Source organism: Methanococcoides mangrovi (genome assembly GCF_052057775.1).
In the GTDB taxonomy this organism is placed as follows: domain Archaea; phylum Halobacteriota; class Methanosarcinia; order Methanosarcinales; family Methanosarcinaceae; genus Methanococcoides.
This window is the reverse complement of the sequence record NZ_CP195121.1, coordinates 1,660,379-1,678,735: the sequence shown is the minus strand read 5'-3', so window position 1 is coordinate 1,678,735 and position 18,357 is coordinate 1,660,379. Positions and strand designations below refer to the sequence as shown.

The window sequence follows — 18,357 nt, the reverse complement described above, 5'->3', positions numbered from 1 at the left end:
GACAATTGAAAATCGGAATATTATCTCAGGAACCGAAGTGCTATTCTACGACCCATCTGGTCGAAGCTGCGAAAGAGCGTGGTCACGATGTCAATGTGATCGATACGCTCAGGTGCTACATGAACATAACATCAGCAAAGCCTAGCATGCACTACAAGGGAGAGCTGCTATACGATTATGATGCGATCATTCCACGTATCGGCTCATCCATTACCTTCTATGGGACTTCCGTTGTGCGTCATTTTGAGATGATGGGAGTATTCAGTGTAAATGAATCCGTATCCATTTCGCGTTCAAGGGATAAGCTAAGGTCACTCCAGTTGCTATCAAGAAAAGGCATAGGACTGCCAGTTACCGGATTTGCCCGATCACCTGATGATATAGATGACCTCATTACAATGGTGGGCGGTCCGCCTGTTGTAATCAAGCTTCTGGAGGGAACACAGGGCATAGGTGTTGTCCTTGCCGAGACAAAAGGTGCAGCAGAAAGTGTCATAGAAGCTTTCATGGGGCTGAACGTGAACATCCTGATACAGGAATTCATCCGGGAAGCGGCCGGTTCGGATGTAAGATGCTTCGTAGTTGGCGACAGGGTCGTAGGGGCTATGAAAAGACAGGCAAAGGAAGGAGAGTTCAGGTCCAATCTTCATAGAGGAGGAGAAGCGGTACCTACAAAGATAACGCCACTGGAAAGAAGAACAGCTGTACAGGCAGCAAAAATAATGGGACTTAATATTGCAGGTGTTGACATTCTGCGTTCAAGCCGTGGCCCTCTTGTGATGGAAGTGAACTCATCCCCCGGACTAAAGGGAATAGAGGCTGCAACAGGAAAGAACATTGCAGGCATGATCATCGAGTTCATCGAGAAGAACGCCAGACCAAACAAAACAAAGACAAGGGGAAAAGGCTGACATGAGCATGAAGAACACCGATATTACCATAGGAGGTGTAAAGATAAAACCCGGTACACATGTGGACCTTGAGCTTCCGGCAGCCAGTCTTTACACCCAGACACCACTGAAGATCCCGGTCCATGTGATACATGGAAAGAAAAAAGGACCTTGCCTGTTCGTTGTGGCAGGCATCCACGGGGATGAGATCAATGGTGTAGAGATCATCCGCAGGCTTCTTCGCTCATCGAAGTTCAGAGGATTGAATGGGACCCTGATAGCTGTTCCCATAGTCAACGTCTATGGTTTTGTCTCATTGTCAAGATACCTCCCTGACAGGCGTGATCTGAACCGTTCATTCCCGGGAAGTGAAAAAGGCTCCCTGGCCTCAAGACTTGCCAATGTCCTTATCAAGGAAATTGTCAGCAATTGCACTCATGGTATCGACCTGCACACGGGTTCTATACACAGGAGCAACCTTCCACAGGTTCGTGTTAATCTCGAAATGCCCGGCATTAAGGACTATGCAAAAGCATTTGCCATACCTGTCATCATAAATTCTAACTTAAGGGATGGGTCATTGCGTGAAGCATGTACTGAGATGGAAATTCCACTCATCGTCTATGAAGGAGGGGAAGCACTTCGTTTTGATGAGGTTGCCATCAGGGCTGGCGTTAAAGGCATCCGCAACGTAATGAAAGAGTTGGGGATGATAAGGACAAAACCGAATGCACCCACTAATAAAAAGGTGATAGAACCAATGGTAGCCCGCTCAAACAAATGGGTTCGTGCCCCGGAAAGTGGTATTGTCCATTCTTTCAAAAGACTTGGAGCTGACGTGGAGAAAGGCGAATCCCTGGGGGTGATCGTGGACCCGTTCGGACATGAAGAGGTCGAGATATTATCTCCCATTTCCGGCATAATCATAGGCAAGAACAATTTGCCACTTGTAAATGAAGGAGATGCGGTCTTCCACATAGCAGGATTTGAGAAACTTGAGATAATGACATCACAGGTAGACACACTTCAAAAAATGGGCCCTGTCATCTCAGAAGGATTATTTAGCACCGTTAACCATGATGTCAATACATTGGGTAATAAGTAACTATCGATCAGCAATCATGCAAAAATAGATACTTCCACCGTAAAAGCTTTTTCTAACTCTAAGGTGGAAGACATGGACTTCCTTAAAGCGGAATATTACTTTTCTGTGGCCTTTGCTCTCTCCTGCGGTCTCATGGATGCAAGGCTTCAAAATATGCTTTTGAAGCCCTCGAATACGTTGATGTTACGATCAGGCGAGATCGAAACGGTCAAGGTTCATTACCTTGTTCCACACCGCTACAAAGTCGTTCACAAACTTCTCCTGGGAATCCTCACATCCGTAGACTTCAGCCACGGCCCTGAGCCGGGAGTTCGAACCGAAGATGAGGTCGACACGGGTGCCGGTCCACTTGAGTTCGCCTGTTGCGCGATCATGGCCCTCGAACACATCGTCCGAGATTGCCTTCCACTCCGTGCTCATGTCGAGCAGATTCACAAAGAAATCATTGGTGAGGGACTCCGGCCGATTTGTGAAAACTCCGTTCCGGGACTGACCGAAGTTGGTGTTCAATACGCGCATACCGCCCATGAGAACTGTCATCTCCGGAGCTGTCAGTGTCAGCAGTTGTGCACGGTCCACCAGCATTTTTTCTGCCGGCACAGCGTATTTGGTCTTCTGGTAGTTGCGGAACCCGTCTGCTTTGGGCTCGAGTACACCGAAGGACACAACGTCGGTCTGCTCATCTGAAGCATCCGTGCGTCCCGGCTTGAAGGGAACGATCACATCGTGACCGGCATTCTTTGCCGCTTGCTCGATACCTGCGCATCCACCCAGGACAATAAGGTCGGCAAGAGAAACCTTCTTCCCGCCTGACTGAGCGTTGTTGAACTCCTTTTGGATCCCCTCAAGGGTCTCAAGCACAGTCGCAAGTTGTTCAGGCTGGTTGACCTCCCAATCTTTTTGCGGAGCAAGACGAATACGCGCCCCGTTCGCCCCGCCGCGCTTGTCGGAGCCACGGAACGTGGACGCCGATGCCCATGCCGTCGTGACAAGTTGAGAAACAGAAATTCCCGAGGCAAGGATCCTGTTCTTGAGGTCTGAGACATCCTGTGAGTCGATCAGCTCATGATCCACTACGGGAACCGGATCCTGCCAGATCAATTCCTCTTCCGGGACCTCCGGGCCGAGATAGCGGGAGCGGGGGCCCATGTCGCGGTGGGTCAGTTTGAACCAGGCGCGTGCGAAGGCATCTGCGAACTCTTCCGGATTCTCGTGAAAGCGCTTCGCGATAGGTTTATAGATCGGATCCATTCTCAGCGAGAGATCGGCAGTGGTCATTATTGGTGGTTGTCGTTTGGACGGATCGTGGGCGCCCGGTACGGCCTTAGCTGCAACCGGATCGGAAGGGACCCACTGGTAGGCTCCGGCAGGGCTTTTGACAAGATTCCAATCGTACCCGAACAGGGTATCGAAATAGCCCATGTCCCATTTGGTCGGGGTTGGGTTCCAGGCGCCTTCAATGCCACTGCTGATCGTATCGTCGCCCTTGCCGCTGCCGAAGCTGCTCTTCCAGCCGAGTCCCTGCTCTTCGATAGCAGCAGCCTCTGGCTCGGGTCCCACGTGTGCTGCATCGCCAGCGCCATGGCACTTGCCGAAGGTGTGCCCACCTGCGACCAAAGCTACAGTCTCTTCGTCATTCATGGCCATACGCGCGAAGGTCTCTCGAACGTCACGCCCGGAAGCTACCGCATTCGGTTCACCGTTCGGCCCTTCCGGGTTCACGTAGATCAGACCCATCTGCACGGCAGCAAGAGGATTTTCGAGCTCCCGGTCACCGGAATAGCGTTCGTCACCAAGCCACTCGGTTTCAGAGCCCCAATAAATGTCCTCTTCTGGCTCCCATATATCTTCGCGTCCCCCGCCGAAGCCGAAGGTCTTGAATCCCATGGATTCCAGTGCGCAGTTGCCGGCGAGGATCATCAGGTCAGCCCAGGAGATCTTTCTGCCGTATTTTTGCTTGATCGGCCAGAGCAAACGGCGCGCCTTGTCGAGGTTCACATTATCCGGCCAGCTGTTGAGAGGCGCAAAACGCTGGTTACCGGATCCTCCGCCCCCACGACCATCTCCCATGCGGTAGGTGCCTGCACTGTGCCATGCCATACGGATGAAGAGCCCCCCGTAGTGACCATAATCGGCAGGCCACCAGTCCTGCGAGTCGGTCATCAGTGCATAGAGGTCCTTTTTCAGAGCCTCCAGGTCGAGTTTCTTGAATTCCTCAGCGTAGTTGAACTCTTCGCCCATCGGATCGGACCGGGAAGAATGCTGGTGTAAAATGTTAAGGTTCAACTGATTCGGCCACCAGTCCCGGATCGATGTGCCACTGCGAGCAGTGGATCCCATTACATGGCTCTTGCTATCTTCATTCATTAAATTCCACTCCATTGTTACACAGATCGGGCATTAAATAAACTTCCAAGTAAGCAACTTAGCTAAACTCCAAGTAATGCCCCCTTAAGTAAATAAAAAGAATGTTCTTTGCTTATAAATATATATTCATATTTTTAGAATGTATGTAATTATAGAATTTCCAGAAGACGAATGCAATTTAAATGAGTATTCTCCGCAACCAGAAACTCTTCGGGAAATGCTATTCATCGATAAAGGGTGAACCAAACAGAAATATCAAAAAATAAAAAACGGATAATAAATCAGGAAAGCCTGGCTTATCAAATTAATAAATTTTTATCCCATATGCTCTGCCATGAACTTCATGGTGTCACTTGACTCCATCACCGGAAAACTATCGAAACGGCAGATATCCAGCCAGGGAAACATACCCGCAGCATAAGCTTCAGCGTTCTCTACTTCATATAAAAGAATGTGCCGGCAACTTGACAGGTCATCCCATTCACCGAGTACATTGATCCCTTCAGGATATTCCCATTTCTCAAAACGTTCTGCCACTTCTTTAATGTCCTTTGGGTCCCATGTAATTATGTCCATAAACAACATTTCTTGATACTCCCCTTAAATTCATTTACATTTTATCCATTCAACCAATAGCAACCAAACCCCCCGGTTTGTGACTGGCCGGGTTAAGAGAAATTCGTTTCAAACTCTAAACCAAATAAAATATTTGACTATTAAGAATATAATATTTGTGATTTGGAAGTGCAAAAGTAAATTAATTTGGAGTTTGTTTTCCTTTGAGAACTAAGATAGATATATTAATTTTAACTGTCAAAACTACATTATCATGCAACAAAATTCCCTCACCAGGAAAGAGATTGAAGACCTTGCTTACTATGATTTCATGAGCTACCTTGGGGTTCCCTATTTTCACGTGGGCGGCCTGATATCAACTAAAGAGCTGGCTGAACTTTGCCGGATCAATGAGGAAAGCAAGGTGCTTATGGTCGGATGTGGAGCCGGCTTCAGTTCATGTTTTTTGGCTCAGACCTTTGGATGTTCGGTTGTTGGCGTTGATATTGCAGAAGTGTCTATCAGGAAGGCAAACGAGAAAGCAAAAGCTTTGGGTCTTGAGGACAAAGCGAAATTCCGCATAGGTGATGCCTATGACCTCCCTTTTGAGCCTGGCACTTTTGATGTGGTCATCACGGAGTTCGTGTCACAGTTCCTGGACACTGACAGAGCATACAGGGAATTCGTACGTGTCTTGAAACCCGGAGGTATGGTGGGGATCAATGAGATGTACAGTGATGCAGATGTATCTCATGAAGTTGCAGAAAAGATCAGGGAAGCTGAAACCATTTTCAGTGAGATCACACAATTGCCTTTCTCACTTCCATCTCCAGAAGAATGGAAGCTATGGCTTGAAAGAGCAGGATTGAGCGATGTTCATGTGTACAGGCATAAAGCCTCCGTTAGTTCGAAGGAATTTAAGCTGATGGCAAAAGCACTGGGAAGTTACGGGAAATTTGGCCGGTTGTTCATAGATCTGATGATAGGAATGACCAGATATACCATCTCAAGCAGGAAAATAAGGAACAGGTTCAGGAAACTCAGCAAAGGTAAGGGGATATTGATGAGGAACAGGTCCACTTCGAAGCATGTGGGGTATGTACTTGCTGTTGGAAGAAAATAAGGCACAAATGTTTATAAATATTTGCAATATCATTTAACTTATTGTTAAAGTAGAGTATCTTTGTTCTTCCAGGGTGTATATATGAGCAGTAATACTAACCATTCTAATAAAAACAATAATATGAGAAAGATCATTGAAGATGTCAGGAATTGTGATCTTGCATGCTACAGCAGTAAATACATATTCCCATTAAACACACGCACAGATGGGAAAAGAAGGAACATATCTGTAGAAGAATTGAAGAATGCCAAACCATTGATCGATGATTGGAGAAATCAACCAGTTCTGTTTATTTCCCAGGCACCTTCTAAGCAGGCATGGGTTGACAATGAACTAAGTTCCTTGAATAATTCTTTTTTAACTGATTTTCTTCTCCCAAAAGTATATCCAGATCAGAATATGAATGAATCACTGGAACAATGGAAAAAAGCTGTCTTTTGGGTACATACTGCTAACTGCTATCCATTTGTACATACTGATGGCAAAAGTAAGGGTAGAGACAAATCCCCAGATCTAAGATGTGCGAACAGATACCTGGATCGTTTTGTCAATACAATGAACCCCGAACTAATTGTTATGATGGGAGGAAGCTCAACTCGATTTTTCTCAAAATCAATACGATCAAAAATCAACAGTAATAAGACTTATCCCTCCTTGAAAGAGATATTGGAGTGGCAATATGAAAATAACGAAGGTCTTGCTGTCCGTTCAAAAAGTGAAAATTGTGAATATAGGTCAGTCATTATACCACATGCTGCAAACTGGGATAAATTGAACGAAAAGGAAAAATATGCTTACGATCTGGTATTTGAGTCATTGAGACAATTTGGAACAAAAGATTGAGAATTTTTCGAGCTAAAAATGAAAAAACAAAGCAAAAGCTGCTCGAAAAGAGATAGTAGAAAAGGAAGTTGATGGCAGTGATCAGGGATCGTTTGCCGACTTTGATGGATGACACCTCTTTGGGCGACCCTTCCCCCGATGTTCTCCCCATCTAAGGTCGACCTAAAGGGTTTACGAATGCCATTTTAACCTTGTGAGGTCATGGGTTTTTACACCCTATGGCTTTCCACCTTCTGATTCACTGCCGCACCGTATCACTTATGATACGGTAATAGAGAATATGTTTTAATACTACTAATGGCTTTTGATATATAACCTGATAACAAAAAAGAAATCAGGAAAAAGCTTAGAAAAGTAAAGAAACACCAATTAAATTTGATATAATGATTTCATAATTTTAGATTGTTTTTTGCTCAATCCAATTGATAATCCTTTGCTTCTTTACCCAGGAAATATCCCAGGATGGTTCTGATGCCTACCACTGCACCTAATATTATAAGCTCTTCGGTTGTAGGGGCCAGAACTGTTTCAATGACATCGGCTGCGATATAGAATTCGAGCCCGAATATTATTTTGTCAGTCAGTTGTCTTCGGATACTATCATACCTGTAAGGTCTTCTAAATACTTCCAGCATGATCACCTTATAAGTTGACCTCAATCCGCCATAAGTTATCAACAGTGTACCGACGATCGTAAAAAAATTAGAGATCAGAACTAAGATCAGCTCTATGATAGTATATGTATCCACACAATCCCCATATCTGATATATCTTCTAAAGTAAATAAATGATTCTATAAATTTTTTAATTGATTCGTGATCGAGTTTGAAGCATTCATTTAATACTGATCAATCTACAGGAGGATCCTGGTCTTCATCACTTAAACCGATCAACAAAAGATAAATGTCCATAACATTAGTCCCTGTTGGACCGGTTATGAAAAGATCATCAAGCTTCTCAAAGAAGGTATAGGAATCGTTCTGAGAAAGCATTGAGGAAGCAGACAGACCAGCTTCTTTCCCCCTTGTAATAGTGTTGCCGCCCGCAAAGGCACCTGCAGCATCGGTCGGACCATCAGTACCATCAGTACCTGCAGCAAGTAACAATACATTTTCAAGACCCGACACCTCAACTGCAAAAGAAAGGGCGAACTCCTGACATCTCCCACCTTTTCCCTGACCGGTTACATTTACGGTCGTTTCGCCTCCCGCAATTATACAGGCCGGGAGAGGAAATGGCCTCTCATTCGTCCGCTCTTCCCTCGCAATGGAAGCAAAGACCTTTGCAACCTCTCTTGCTTCACCAGTAACAGAGGATGTAAGCACAACCGTATTGTAGCCCAAATCAGATGCCTGTTCATACGCTTCTGAAAGTGCCAGTGAGTTGTTGCCTATCAGTAAATGATGGCAATTATCGAACACAACATCGCCTTTTTTCGGCGTCTCATCAATAATGCCGGAAAGACCATCTTCAAGAAGTTTCCTGACAGCCTGTGGCAGCTCAAGTTCATATTTCCTCACGATGCTTTCGAAATCCTGAAAAGTAGATGTGTCCGGAACTGTGGGACCGGATGCGATCACATCCATAGGATTCCCGACTACGTCTGATATGACCAGGCTGATAGATCGAGCCGGATAGGCTGACCTTGCCAGTCCCCCTCCCTTGACATCTGAAAGGTGTTTTCTTATGGTATTCATCTCTTCGATCGTGGCGCCTGCTTTCAATAGCAGATCCGTGGTCCTTACAACATCCGTAAGTTCTATATTTTCCCTCGGATAGGTTAAAAGAGCTGAACCACCACCGGATATGAGGAAAAATACAAGATCAGCCTCATCTGCCTTTTCAAGCAGATCCAAGATCCTGCCTGTTGCAAGAATACCATTTTCATCAGGTAGCGGATGGCCCGCTTCAAATACAGGAATGTTCTTTGGTTTCGGTTCGGAATAACCATATTTTGTAAGCACAATGCCGTCTGTAACGAATTTCCCTAGAATATCCTCAAGTTCGGAAGCCATCTTACATGCAGCCTTACCAAAAGATATCAGGTAGATATTCCTGTATTCTGTGAAATCGTAACATCTATCTTCAATATATAAGAGGTCATCGTTTCTTGTTACAGCTCTCCTGATAGAAATAGAAGGATCTACGGACTATATTGCACGGTTTATTATCCTGTATGCATCATCTTTGAGCTTTCCATTCATATTAAAACCCGCTGTTGATCATAATTCTCCAATATCCAGGATCCAGAACCATCCCCGCTTTCACTCACTATCCAGTACCTTTTTCATAACATCCCTGAATATCCGGGCATTCTCTTTTATCCTGTTCTCAGCTTCTAACATATCCATATCCTTACATTCATCATAGAAACTGACGAACCTGGCAAACCATATGACCCTTAATGCATCAATAAGCATTACATCCTTTTCTTTTCTGTATTCAGCAAACATACGCCAGGCACACTCAGCCCAGCTTTCAGCATCCATGGCAGCACTACCATTAATAAAATCCCCTATGTGCTCAAAAAGCCGAGGAGGGAAGACACTTCTATAAACTGATCCATAACCACTATATCTCTCAACTATCGTTGAGAACATCTTCTCACGGTCAACCTTCACCGGCACAGGACTGGGACCAAAGTAATCGGAAACTTCGGCAATATCATTGTCTCTGGATCGCATGCTCTTGCTTTTGTCAGTATAATATATGGCAAGATCGAACATCGTCCTGACAACCTGCCTGAACATTGGAACGATAGAGGATTCAGGATCAACATATTTAGTGGTCGATTCATGTAATTTCAGCCCCAGCATTGCTTCCCTGATCCTTCTATCTTCAGCTGCTGCAACAGATGTTATGAAGATATCTATCCCAAAATCAGAAGGGAACAAAGGATGTTCGCGTAAGGATCCCATAAGTCTTCTTGAAATGCAGAACTCTCCACCAATGGGCTGGCGGACATCGGTACCATAGTATGACATAGTAAAAGGATATGCAAAATTGTTGGTGATCAACCCGTCAAATTTATCCCTTACATAAAAAGGTACTACCAGATCCGTCCTTCCGTAAAGGACAGGACGTACAAGTTCCCCTATCCACTCAGCTTTGATCGACAGCAAATCGCCGTCAACAAACCCCACAGCACGTGCATTGAGCTCATGTGCGATCTCGATGATGGTCTTCATACCATTCCCTTTACCCGGTTCCCCCATCTGCTCGATAGCTATCTTTTTCACAGGCGATATATCGAAGATATCAGCAAGTTCCATGGTCCTGTCAGTTGAAAATCCATCTGAGACCACGACCAGTGTCCTGTAAGAAGAAAGGTATCTTGTGATCCCATCATAGACGACGTTTAGAACGTGGAGTATGGTGCTTTCAACATTTTTAGTCTGGATCCCGATCACCACATCAACAGCTTCAATATCTTCCAACTTATCAATGATGCTGGGACTAAGTTCCATATATAATAATTTATTACAATAGTATTTAAACCAAATCAAAATAAATTATTGAACTTGTCCGAACTAATGGAAATACAGAAACGATCGAACTTAAATAAAAACCGACATATCTTTTATAGGGGAAACTATCCGAATGCTTCGAATAGCAGTTACAGGAAAGCCAGGGGTGGGAAAATCAACGGTAGTTTCAGGGGTTGTGCAGAAACTCGACCTGAAGGCCTGTGGTGTCCGGGCTGCAGAGATACGTGTTGATGGTGAACGTCAGGGATTTTCTATAGAGGACATAGATACAGGCAGGAAAGGCATTCTTAGCCATATCAAATGTACCGGCCCGAAGCTGGGAAAATACCATGTGAACATTGGTGACCTTGATGGTATCGGTGCAGAGGCCATCAGAGCTGCATCCGGTTGTGATCTGGTTGTCATCGACGAGGTCGGGCCTATGGAACTCAGATCGGAGAACTTTATCCGGGCAGTGGAGGAGATACTTGATTCTGACAGGCCGATACTGGCTGTGCTGCACAGATCGAGCAAGCATCCGCTGGCTCAGAGGATAAGAGATGAGTTCGAGGTTCTAACCGTTGATGAGAATAATCGGGACTGTCTGCCGGACAGGATCGCAGCAAGATTTCAACAATGCTGAAAGGCAGACAGAAAATGGGGGCAGATTAATGGGGAAAGCAGGAAAGGAAAAGACGTCTTTTAGTTATGAAGAGGAAAGAAGGAACTTCAATTGGGATGTTCCTGAAGATTACAATTTTGTTGATACCATCAGAAAATTGGCTGCAGACCAATCTAAACTGATGGCAGTTACCGAGCACCCGGACGGAACAGTTGAGAAAGTAACATACCGTGAGGTATGGGACAATTCCCTGAGGTTTGCAAATGTGCTTCGTGATTCAGGCATCCGGAAAGGCGACAGGGTGCAGGTGATACTTCCAAGGGGCACAGATATCTACATTACAAGTATCGCCATCTGGACTATCGGAGGTGTGGTCGTTCCCGGTACTGTAATGCTTAAAAGCGGGGATATAGAATACAGGATCCGGGACGCCGAAATAAAGGCAGTGATCACCAGCATCACAGCTGTTGCTGATGAGGTCGACACAATAAAGGAGAGTATTCCGGCTATCGATCTGTTCTTTTCGGGTCAGAGAGAAGGCTGGAGAAACTATAAAGAGGAGATGAAGTCTGCATCAGGAGACCTGGAACCTGAGACCCTTACCGCAAATGACCTGTTGGCAATTAACTATACCTCCGGGACCACCGGTGCTCCGAAGGGCGTGTTGCATACACATTCCCTGATGTACTGTTTTGACAGGTTGAACAGGTACTACTGGTGGAACACAAATTCGGAAGAGCTATGCTGGGCAACCACTGAACCCGGATGGGCAAAATGGTACTGGGGACCATTCGGAGCTGTTCTGAATGCCGGAGCTACAAACTTCCATTACTCAGGAAGGTTCGAGCCTGAAAAATGGTTTGAGCTGCTTGATAGATGGAAAATAAACAAAGCATGCTTTACTCCAACAGAACTCAGGTCCATGGCGACCATCGAAGATGCAGACCAGAGATACAACCTTTCTGAACTAAAGGTCATATTAACCGCAGGTGAACCATGTACACCTGGAATAGTGAAGTTCTTCGAGGAAAAATTCGGGATCTCAGTACGTGAAGGATACGGACAAACTGAAACATGTGTCATTGCCTGCACACTGCCCGGCATGGAAATAAGACCCGGCTCCATGGGTAAGTTCACACCCGGAGTTGAGGGGGCTATTGTTGATCCTGATACAGGTGAAAGCCAGCCTCCGGGCAAAAAAGGAAACATTGCTGTCGTAAAGGATCATCCAATGCTTTTCAAAGGGTATCACAATAAACCGGAAAAAACAGCAGAATGCTTCGTTGGAGACTGGTACCTGACCGGTGACCTCGCAATGATGGACGCGGATGGATACATATGGTTCGAATCAAGGGCCGATGACGTATGCATAAGTTCAGGATACAGAATAGGACCATTTGAAGTTGAAAGTGCGGTGAACTCTCATGAAGCAGTCCTTGAATCTGCAATGATACCAAGCCCTGATCCGATAAGAGGAGAGATTGTTAAGGTCTTTGTTGTCCTGAAAAAGGGATACGAGCCTTCCGAAGAACTTGTCAGGGGCATCCAGAAACATGCAAAAGAAGTTACTGCCCCATATAAGTATCCAAGGAAGGTCGAGTTTATAAAAGAGCTTCCAAAGACGATAAGTGGAAAGATCAAACGCAAAGAACTCAGGATCAAAGAGTTTGAGACGAAAAGTGACGTTATTGAAAAACTGAAGGAAAGGGGAATGTGGGTAAGAGAAGATTAAAAGGCATAGATCTGTGAAGCAGCAAGTATTATTATTCAGAGACACAAAATATAATATGTTATTTTCGATCCTTTTAACAGGAAGACCTTAAGGGAGGGGTAGATGTGGAAGATGACTTTAGATTTGCGGATGAGCTCGGACCGAGCAAGATCATCCATGTATATGAACCATCTGTAGGGCTAAAAGCTGTTCTGGTAGTCGATAATGTGGCAGCCGGACCTTCTATCGGAGGAGTGCGCATGGCACCGGATGTCAGTACAGAGGAATGCTTCCGGCTGGCAAGGGCCATGACACTGAAAAATGCAGCTGCGGGTCTTCCTTATGGAGGAGGAAAGGCTGTTGTCTATGCTGATCCTAAAATGGAAAAGGAAAAGAAGGTGAAACTTCTGAGAGCCCTGGCCTCTTCGCTCAGGGAGATCAATGAATACATCTTTGCTCCCGATATGGGTACTGATGAGGACTGCATGGGTTGCATCAAGGATGAGATCGGCAGGGTTGCCGGGCTTCCCCGGGTACTTGGCGGAATCCCTCTGGACGAGATAGGTGCCACCGGATGGGGGCTCAGGCATTCTACTGAAGTAGCCCTTGAGTTCTGTGACTTCAAGCTGGAAGGAGCAAGGATCGTAGTGCAGGGATTCGGTGCAGTTGGTAAGCACGCAGCCCGTTTCCTTACAGAAAGGGGAGCAGTTGTGGTTGCTGTAGCCGATTCCCGGGGTACTTTGTATAACTCTGACGGGCTTGACGTTGATGCATTGATAGCTTTAAAAGAATCCGGGGGAAGCGTAGTCGATTATCCCGGAGGACAGAAACTAGAACTAGATGCTATTATAGATATTGATTGTGACATATGGATACCTGCAGCACGTCCGGATGTCCTGAACGAGGAGAACGTTCACCGACTGAGAACAAAGCTTGTGGTGGAAGGTGCCAACATCCCCATAACACACGAAGCTGAGAAATATCTTCATGAAAAAGGCATCCTTTGTGTTCCCGATTTCATTGCCAATGCCGGAGGGGTGATATGCGCTGCCATGGAATATGAAGGTGCAAATGAATGTACAGTTCTGGAAGCCATCGAGGAAAAGATACGCCTTAACACCAGACTTGTGCTGAAAGATGCAACAAACAAAGGAATACTTCCAAGGGAAGCTGCCATGGAACTTGCTCTTTCAAGGATACACAAATCAATGGGCTACAGAAGATGGTCACTGTTCTCATCAGCCCCGGGATTTGTGTGATAAAGAAGAAAGAGAATGGGAAATGAGAAATGAGAATAAAGAAGTGAGGAGAAGGAAGAAATCACTAAGGAGTTTGGTTAAGGAAGAAGCTCATATTTCTCCCAGTACTCATTCACCATTTCCTGAATACTGTTCAAAGCATCTTCCTGCCTTACCGGTCTGAAAAGATGGGAGAACCTGGCCTGCTCTTTCAGGTATTCTTCCACAGGTTTGAATTTCTTCGGGACAAAGGTGTGTTCGACCTCACCATGAATAGATTCCTTCAATGGCCAGAGCCCTGTCTCAACTGAAAGCTTTGCAAGCCTGAAGGACAGGGACGGATCAAATCCCCAGCCTGGAGGACAGGGGATGTGAGCTATGAAAAGCTTTGGACCCTTAAATTGTTCTGCTTTTTTGAATTTGTTCATCAGGTCAACAGGATATGCCGGAGAGATGGTCGCAAGATAAGGTGGTCTGTGACTGTTCCAGATATCAAAGAGGTTCTTCTTTTGAAGCTGTGAGCCTACAGGAACCAACCTTCCAGGCGGTGTTGTTGCTGTTCTTGAACCAAAAGGTGTTGCACCTGAACGCTGGAATCCTGTGTTCCCGTACGCTTCATTGTCATAACATATGTAATAGAAATCCAGGTTGCGATAAATAGCTCCGGATGTGGATGAGAGGGCCATGTCATATGCAGAACCATCTCCTGCCAGCACGACGACCTTCAGGTTCTCCTCAGGGTCTAGCTTCCCCTTTTTGATCAGTATGTCCAGAGCATCACGTACTCCCTGGGCTCCGGCAGGTGCACAGGCCATTGCAGTATAAAGCCAGGAGCTACGGAATGGGGAAAACGGATAGATGGTCAGAAGAGTAAAGCAGCCTGCTGCATTCACGATAACGACCTTTTCCCCCAGTGCCTTCAGGCAATATCTCAGGGTCAAAAGACCGCCACAGCCTGCACATGCAGCAGTACCAGGCAGCATGTTCTCTTCAGGTGGCAACTCCTTTATGGACTTGATGGCATCTGTTTCCATACCTTATTCCCTCCCTGCGATCTCTTTCAGTTTTGTCATGCCTTCCCACTCTTTTTCAGTATACAGAAGATTAGGAGGCTCTACAATTCCGGTATCTGCTGAGTTGATCATTTTCTCAAAGATGAACTCGAACTCGTCCTGGCTGATGTTCTTTCCCCCAAGACCGCCAATAAAGGATAGCATAAGGGGCCTGTTCTTCTCGTTGTAGAGGCATCCGGCCATCTCTGAATAGATAATACCTCCCTTACCTACGCTGATATTCTGGTCGATAACAGCTACAGCCTTCTTTCCTTTCAAGGAGTTTCCGATCTCAGCATCCGGGAACGGGCGTAAGAACCTTGGTCTTAACAAGCCAGCCTTGATACCACTCTCACGTGCCCTTTTGACGGCGGCTTTCCCAAGAGTGGAAAACGAGTTTGTCATCAAGAGCACGTATTCCGCATCCTCCATCATATATTCATCAATCGCACCGTATTTCCTGCCGAATATCCTTTCGAAATCATCACTGATCTCTTTGTAGACATTAAGGGAATTCTGACTTGCAAGGTGCATCTGGTACTTGAAATAAGAATAGAACTCCCCGCCAAGGACCGCCACTCCCTGAGCCATGGGCTGACCAGCCCTGAAAAATGCATGTTTTGGATGGTATTCAGGCAGGAAATCCCTGACCTTATCAATATCCGGAATTTCCACGGATTCCCTGGTAAATGAAAGGAAAAAACCATCCATATTGACCATGACTGGCAGGAGTACACGCTCATCCTCTGCCAGTCTGTATGCCATCAGAACAGAGTCAAGGACCTCCTGACAGGTCTCACAATGGATCTGCAAAAAGCCCGAATCCCGGATCGCAAGAATATCATTGTGATCCGGTCCGAGGGTTATCGGCGCTGACAGGCCCCTGGATACGTTGATCATAACCAGAGGGACTCGCCATCCGGCAACTGTATAGATCATCTCAAATCCATATAGCAAGCCCTGGCTGGATGTTGTGGTGAAGGTCCGAGCACCTGTAGCTGAGGAAGCTCCTGCTGCCGTTATCATAGAATGCTCCGAGTCCATGGTCACAAAACTTGCATCCATAGAACCGTTATTGATCCACTTTGCGATTGTCTCGATGATCTCGGTCTGAGGAGTTATAGGATATGCAGGAATATAGTCAACTTCTGCCAGCCGCACTCCCCAGGCAGCAGCACCGTTACCGGTAAGCATCTCTTTAACCATTATTAATCCCCTTCTTCTGAACGGGAGTGCGTCTCCCGCACTTTACTTATAGCCCTCACAGGACATTCTTCAACGCATATCAGGCATCCTTTACAGTTTTCGTAATCTGCGGAAGGATATCCATCTTCGTTTAAACGGATACAGCCTTCAGGACATCTGGCAACACAGGTCATACACCTGGTACATGCATCATGGTCCCACACTGGCCGGAATATCCGCCAGTTCCCTGTTCTTCGCAAGGGCGTATTAGCTGTGGCCTTTATGGCAGGACTGGATACAAGAGCAGTTTCAAAAGGAATAGCGATAATATTCTCCTTTTCGGGTATGTTCTCAGCAGCCTCTATGCTGACCGGCACTACAGCATTGTAACAATAAAGTGCAGCCTCTATATTCTTTTCCAGAAGCTCTCTGTCAGAAATGATCCCTGAAAGTTCCTTTTCCAGTGCACCACTTAAAGCCTCCTCCCCGATCCCGGCGATCTTTGAGGCCACTGCAGCTGCAAGGCTGCTGAGGACCGGCTCTCCGATCATGTCAAGGCTGACCTTTGTGATATCCAGTATGATCACATGTTCTTCGATACCGTACTCTTCTTTTATTTCAGGAAGAGCTCGAGGTGTGTTCACAAAAACGACACCACCTTTTTTCAGGCCTGATAATGGCATGGCCCGGGGGTCCGATAGCAGGGTTTCATCCATAACTACCACAATATCCGGCTGTGATACTAACCCACGCTCCATGATGTCATCTCTGGATATGCGGGTAAAGGCTGTTATTGGTGCTCCTCGTCTCTCAGCACCATACAATGGGAAATCCTGAGCATTGTACCCATCCAGAAATGCAGCAGTACCGAGTACCCTGCTGGCCACTTTAGCTCCCTGGCCTCCCCTGCCATGGAATCTCAATCTGAGCATTTAAACCCCCAATATAATAAGGATTTTATGTGTATAAAAAACCTCTCATACTCCAGCTAAATGCACATGAGAAAACATTCTGTTTTTCAATAGCAATAATGGCTCACGACCGAAAAAACTAATATCTGCTAATTACGTTACACCCACCACATACCCGGAAGATAGCAAAAAGTTACGGGCTTATTCCGAATATCCGAATGTGATAAAAATGAAGCGTATCGTTCAGTTCGCAATTATTCTTTCTATATGCATTGCAGGCAATGCCCTCCATAATTTCCTGAATATTCCTATCCCCGGAAGTGTACTGGGAATGCTGTTGTTACTGGCACTTCTGCTTACCGGAATACTGAAGCTTTCCATGATAGAAGATGTGAGCAACTTCCTGCTAAAGCACCTCTCCTTCTTCTTCATCCCGGCAGCTGTGGGGCTGATAACATGTTTCTCCGTACTTGAAGGGAAATGGGCTGCATTGCTGTTCATATCAGTGGTCTCGACTATCATAATAGTGGTAGTGACCGGCATGACCGTTCAGCTTCTTATGAAAAGGAGGCGATCGATTGAATGAACTCATTTATTCCCTGGTGAGATCACCCATATTTGGGATAGGGATCTCAATATCAACGTTCTATGCAGGCAACCTGCTCTACAAAAAGACGAGATCCCCTGTGATGAACCCGCTGCTGCTGAGCATGCTGATGATAATCGCCCTTCTGCTAAGCTTCCACATAACATTTGAGGATTATAACCAGGGAGGTAAGTTCATATCCTTCTTCCTCGGGCCTGCTACGGTGATCCTTGCAGTTCCCCTTTACAAGAAGATCAACCTCTTTAAAGAGAACATAATTCCGATAATCGGAGGGATCGGTATTGGTTCAGCGGCAGGCATAGTAAGCATAATCATCATGTGCAAAATGTTCGGACTTGACGAGCTGCTAAGCGTATCCATAATCCCGAAATCCGTCACTACACCTATCGGTATAGAGATATCGAACCAGCTTGGGGGCCTTCCTTCCATAACAGTTGCAGCCATAGTCTTCACAGGAATAGCCGGTATCCTCCTGGGCCCTCAGGTATGCAGATTGTTCAGAATACATGACGAGGTGGCAATAGGGATAGCCATAGGGACCTCATCCCACGCACTCGGAACGACAAAGGCCGTTGAGATAGGGGAGACAGAAGGAGCTATGAGTGGGCTTGCCATTGGTATTGCAGGATTGATAACTGTTTTCCTTGCTCCGATACTGGCTAAATTGTTGCTTTGAGACAG

The 18,357-nt window shown here is 46.0% G+C and carries 17 protein-coding genes; 9 read left to right on the top strand and 8 right to left on the bottom strand.

Going from position 1 to position 18,357, the window contains the following annotated elements:
* Positions 1-5 precede the first annotated feature (5 nt).
* Positions 6-911: a 30S ribosomal protein S6--L-glutamate ligase gene (gene rimK / locus ACR3I3_RS08435; RefSeq protein WP_440951822.1), complete on the top strand. Its 906-nt coding sequence runs from the start codon at positions 6-8 to the stop codon at positions 909-911.
* A 1-nt stretch (position 912) separates the two neighbouring features.
* Positions 913-1,995: a succinylglutamate desuccinylase/aspartoacylase family protein gene (locus ACR3I3_RS08430; protein WP_440951821.1), complete on the top strand. Its 1,083-nt coding sequence runs from the start codon at positions 913-915 to the stop codon at positions 1,993-1,995.
* Between the two features lie 189 nt (positions 1,996-2,184).
* Here ACR3I3_RS08430 and katG read toward each other — a convergent pair whose 3' ends face one another.
* Together katG and ACR3I3_RS08420 are read right to left on the bottom strand one after the other, a co-directional pair.
* The gene (gene katG / locus ACR3I3_RS08425) at positions 2,185-4,362 is read right to left on the bottom strand and encodes a catalase/peroxidase HPI (protein ID WP_440951820.1); all 2,178 of its coding nucleotides are present in this window, start codon (positions 4,360-4,362) and stop codon (positions 2,185-2,187) included.
* A 315-nt stretch (positions 4,363-4,677) separates the two neighbouring features.
* Positions 4,678-4,938 carry a DUF3303 domain-containing protein gene (locus tag ACR3I3_RS08420; RefSeq protein WP_440951819.1) on the bottom strand — a complete coding sequence of 87 codons (261 nt, stop codon included), beginning with the start codon at positions 4,936-4,938 and terminating at the stop codon, positions 4,678-4,680.
* 253 nt (positions 4,939-5,191) lie between these two features.
* Between ACR3I3_RS08420 and ACR3I3_RS08415 the strand changes: the two genes are divergently transcribed.
* Together ACR3I3_RS08415 and ACR3I3_RS08410 are read left to right on the top strand one after the other, a co-directional pair.
* On the top strand, positions 5,192-6,040 hold the full coding sequence (locus ACR3I3_RS08415) for a class I SAM-dependent methyltransferase (protein WP_440951818.1): 849 nt from the start codon (positions 5,192-5,194) through the stop codon (positions 6,038-6,040).
* 81 nt (positions 6,041-6,121) lie between these two features.
* Positions 6,122-6,883, top strand: coding sequence for a hypothetical protein (locus ACR3I3_RS08410; protein ID WP_440951817.1), 762 nt, complete (start codon positions 6,122-6,124; stop codon positions 6,881-6,883).
* Between the two features lie 413 nt (positions 6,884-7,296).
* On the opposite strand, the gene ACR3I3_RS08405 is transcribed toward ACR3I3_RS08410, so the two are convergent.
* The 3 genes from ACR3I3_RS08405 to ACR3I3_RS08395 all read right to left on the bottom strand — a co-directional run bounded on the left by ACR3I3_RS08405 (position 7,297) and on the right by ACR3I3_RS08395 (position 10,350).
* Entirely contained in the window at positions 7,297-7,632 is a 336-nt protein-coding gene (locus tag ACR3I3_RS08405; RefSeq protein ID WP_440951816.1) for a DUF1622 domain-containing protein, read from the bottom strand.
* A gap of 99 nt (positions 7,633-7,731) precedes the next feature.
* The gene (locus tag ACR3I3_RS08400; RefSeq protein ID WP_440953773.1) at positions 7,732-8,973 is read right to left on the bottom strand and encodes a glycerate kinase type-2 family protein; all 1,242 of its coding nucleotides are present in this window, start codon (positions 8,971-8,973) and stop codon (positions 7,732-7,734) included.
* A gap of 174 nt (positions 8,974-9,147) precedes the next feature.
* Entirely contained in the window at positions 9,148-10,350 is a 1,203-nt protein-coding gene (locus ACR3I3_RS08395) for a glycosyltransferase family 2 protein (protein WP_440951815.1), read from the bottom strand.
* 133 nt (positions 10,351-10,483) lie between these two features.
* Between ACR3I3_RS08395 and ACR3I3_RS08390 the strand changes: the two genes are divergently transcribed.
* The 3 genes from ACR3I3_RS08390 (at position 10,484) to ACR3I3_RS08380 (ending at position 13,942) form a co-directional block, all read left to right on the top strand.
* On the top strand, positions 10,484-10,993 hold the full coding sequence (locus ACR3I3_RS08390) for an NTPase (protein ID WP_440951814.1): 510 nt from the start codon (positions 10,484-10,486) through the stop codon (positions 10,991-10,993).
* Positions 10,994-11,021: 28 nt separating this feature from the next.
* Complete coding sequence (locus ACR3I3_RS08385) at positions 11,022-12,704, top strand: acyl-CoA synthetase (protein ID WP_440951813.1); 1,683 nt, start codon at positions 11,022-11,024, stop codon at positions 12,702-12,704.
* Between the two features lie 104 nt (positions 12,705-12,808).
* Positions 12,809-13,942 carry a Glu/Leu/Phe/Val family dehydrogenase gene (locus ACR3I3_RS08380; protein ID WP_440951812.1) on the top strand — a complete coding sequence of 378 codons (1,134 nt, stop codon included), beginning with the start codon at positions 12,809-12,811 and terminating at the stop codon, positions 13,940-13,942.
* Positions 13,943-14,019: 77 nt separating this feature from the next.
* On the opposite strand, the gene ACR3I3_RS08375 is transcribed toward ACR3I3_RS08380, so the two are convergent.
* From ACR3I3_RS08375 to ACR3I3_RS08365, 3 genes are read right to left on the bottom strand one after another with little or no spacing between them, the layout of a single operon-like run.
* The gene (locus ACR3I3_RS08375) at positions 14,020-14,955 is read right to left on the bottom strand and encodes a thiamine pyrophosphate-dependent enzyme (RefSeq protein WP_440951811.1); all 936 of its coding nucleotides are present in this window, start codon (positions 14,953-14,955) and stop codon (positions 14,020-14,022) included.
* Between the two features lie 3 nt (positions 14,956-14,958).
* Positions 14,959-16,179, bottom strand: coding sequence for a hypothetical protein (locus tag ACR3I3_RS08370; protein ID WP_440951810.1), 1,221 nt, complete (start codon positions 16,177-16,179; stop codon positions 14,959-14,961).
* 2 nt (positions 16,180-16,181) lie between these two features.
* A complete protein-coding gene (locus ACR3I3_RS08365; protein WP_440951809.1) occupies positions 16,182-17,090 on the bottom strand; it encodes a 2-oxoacid:acceptor oxidoreductase family protein in 909 nt (302 codons plus the stop codon).
* Between the two features lie 208 nt (positions 17,091-17,298).
* Between ACR3I3_RS08365 and ACR3I3_RS08360 the strand changes: the two genes are divergently transcribed.
* Together ACR3I3_RS08360 and ACR3I3_RS08355 are read left to right on the top strand one after the other, a co-directional pair.
* Positions 17,299-17,655, top strand: coding sequence for a CidA/LrgA family protein (locus tag ACR3I3_RS08360; RefSeq protein WP_440951808.1), 357 nt, complete (start codon positions 17,299-17,301; stop codon positions 17,653-17,655).
* Positions 17,648-18,352 carry an LrgB family protein gene (locus ACR3I3_RS08355; protein WP_440951807.1) on the top strand — a complete coding sequence of 235 codons (705 nt, stop codon included), beginning with the start codon at positions 17,648-17,650 and terminating at the stop codon, positions 18,350-18,352. Before ACR3I3_RS08360 ends, ACR3I3_RS08355 begins: the two co-directional genes overlap by 8 nt.
* Positions 18,353-18,357: the final 5 nt, after the last annotated feature.

Coding starts and splice junctions, on each gene's coding strand:
- ACR3I3_RS08410 (WP_440951817.1), top strand. CDS start 6,122: ATGAGCAGTAATACTAACCATTCTAATAAAAACAATAATATGAGAAAG.
- ACR3I3_RS08370 (WP_440951810.1), bottom strand. CDS start 16,179: ATGGTTAAAGAGATGCTTACCGGTAACGGTGCTGCTGCCTGGGGAGTG.
- ACR3I3_RS08385 (WP_440951813.1), top strand. CDS start 11,022: ATGGGGAAAGCAGGAAAGGAAAAGACGTCTTTTAGTTATGAAGAGGAA.
- ACR3I3_RS08390 (WP_440951814.1), top strand. CDS start 10,484: ATGCTTCGAATAGCAGTTACAGGAAAGCCAGGGGTGGGAAAATCAACG.
- ACR3I3_RS08365 (WP_440951809.1), bottom strand. CDS start 17,090: ATGCTCAGATTGAGATTCCATGGCAGGGGAGGCCAGGGAGCTAAAGTG.
- ACR3I3_RS08395 (WP_440951815.1), bottom strand. CDS start 10,350: ATGGAACTTAGTCCCAGCATCATTGATAAGTTGGAAGATATTGAAGCT.
- ACR3I3_RS08415 (WP_440951818.1), top strand. CDS start 5,192: ATGCAACAAAATTCCCTCACCAGGAAAGAGATTGAAGACCTTGCTTAC.
- ACR3I3_RS08420 (WP_440951819.1), bottom strand. CDS start 4,938: ATGGACATAATTACATGGGACCCAAAGGACATTAAAGAAGTGGCAGAA.
- katG (WP_440951820.1), bottom strand. CDS start 4,362: ATGAATGAAGATAGCAAGAGCCATGTAATGGGATCCACTGCTCGCAGT.
- ACR3I3_RS08360 (WP_440951808.1), top strand. CDS start 17,299: ATGAAGCGTATCGTTCAGTTCGCAATTATTCTTTCTATATGCATTGCA.
- ACR3I3_RS08430 (WP_440951821.1), top strand. CDS start 913: ATGAGCATGAAGAACACCGATATTACCATAGGAGGTGTAAAGATAAAA.
- ACR3I3_RS08375 (WP_440951811.1), bottom strand. CDS start 14,955: ATGGAAACAGATGCCATCAAGTCCATAAAGGAGTTGCCACCTGAAGAG.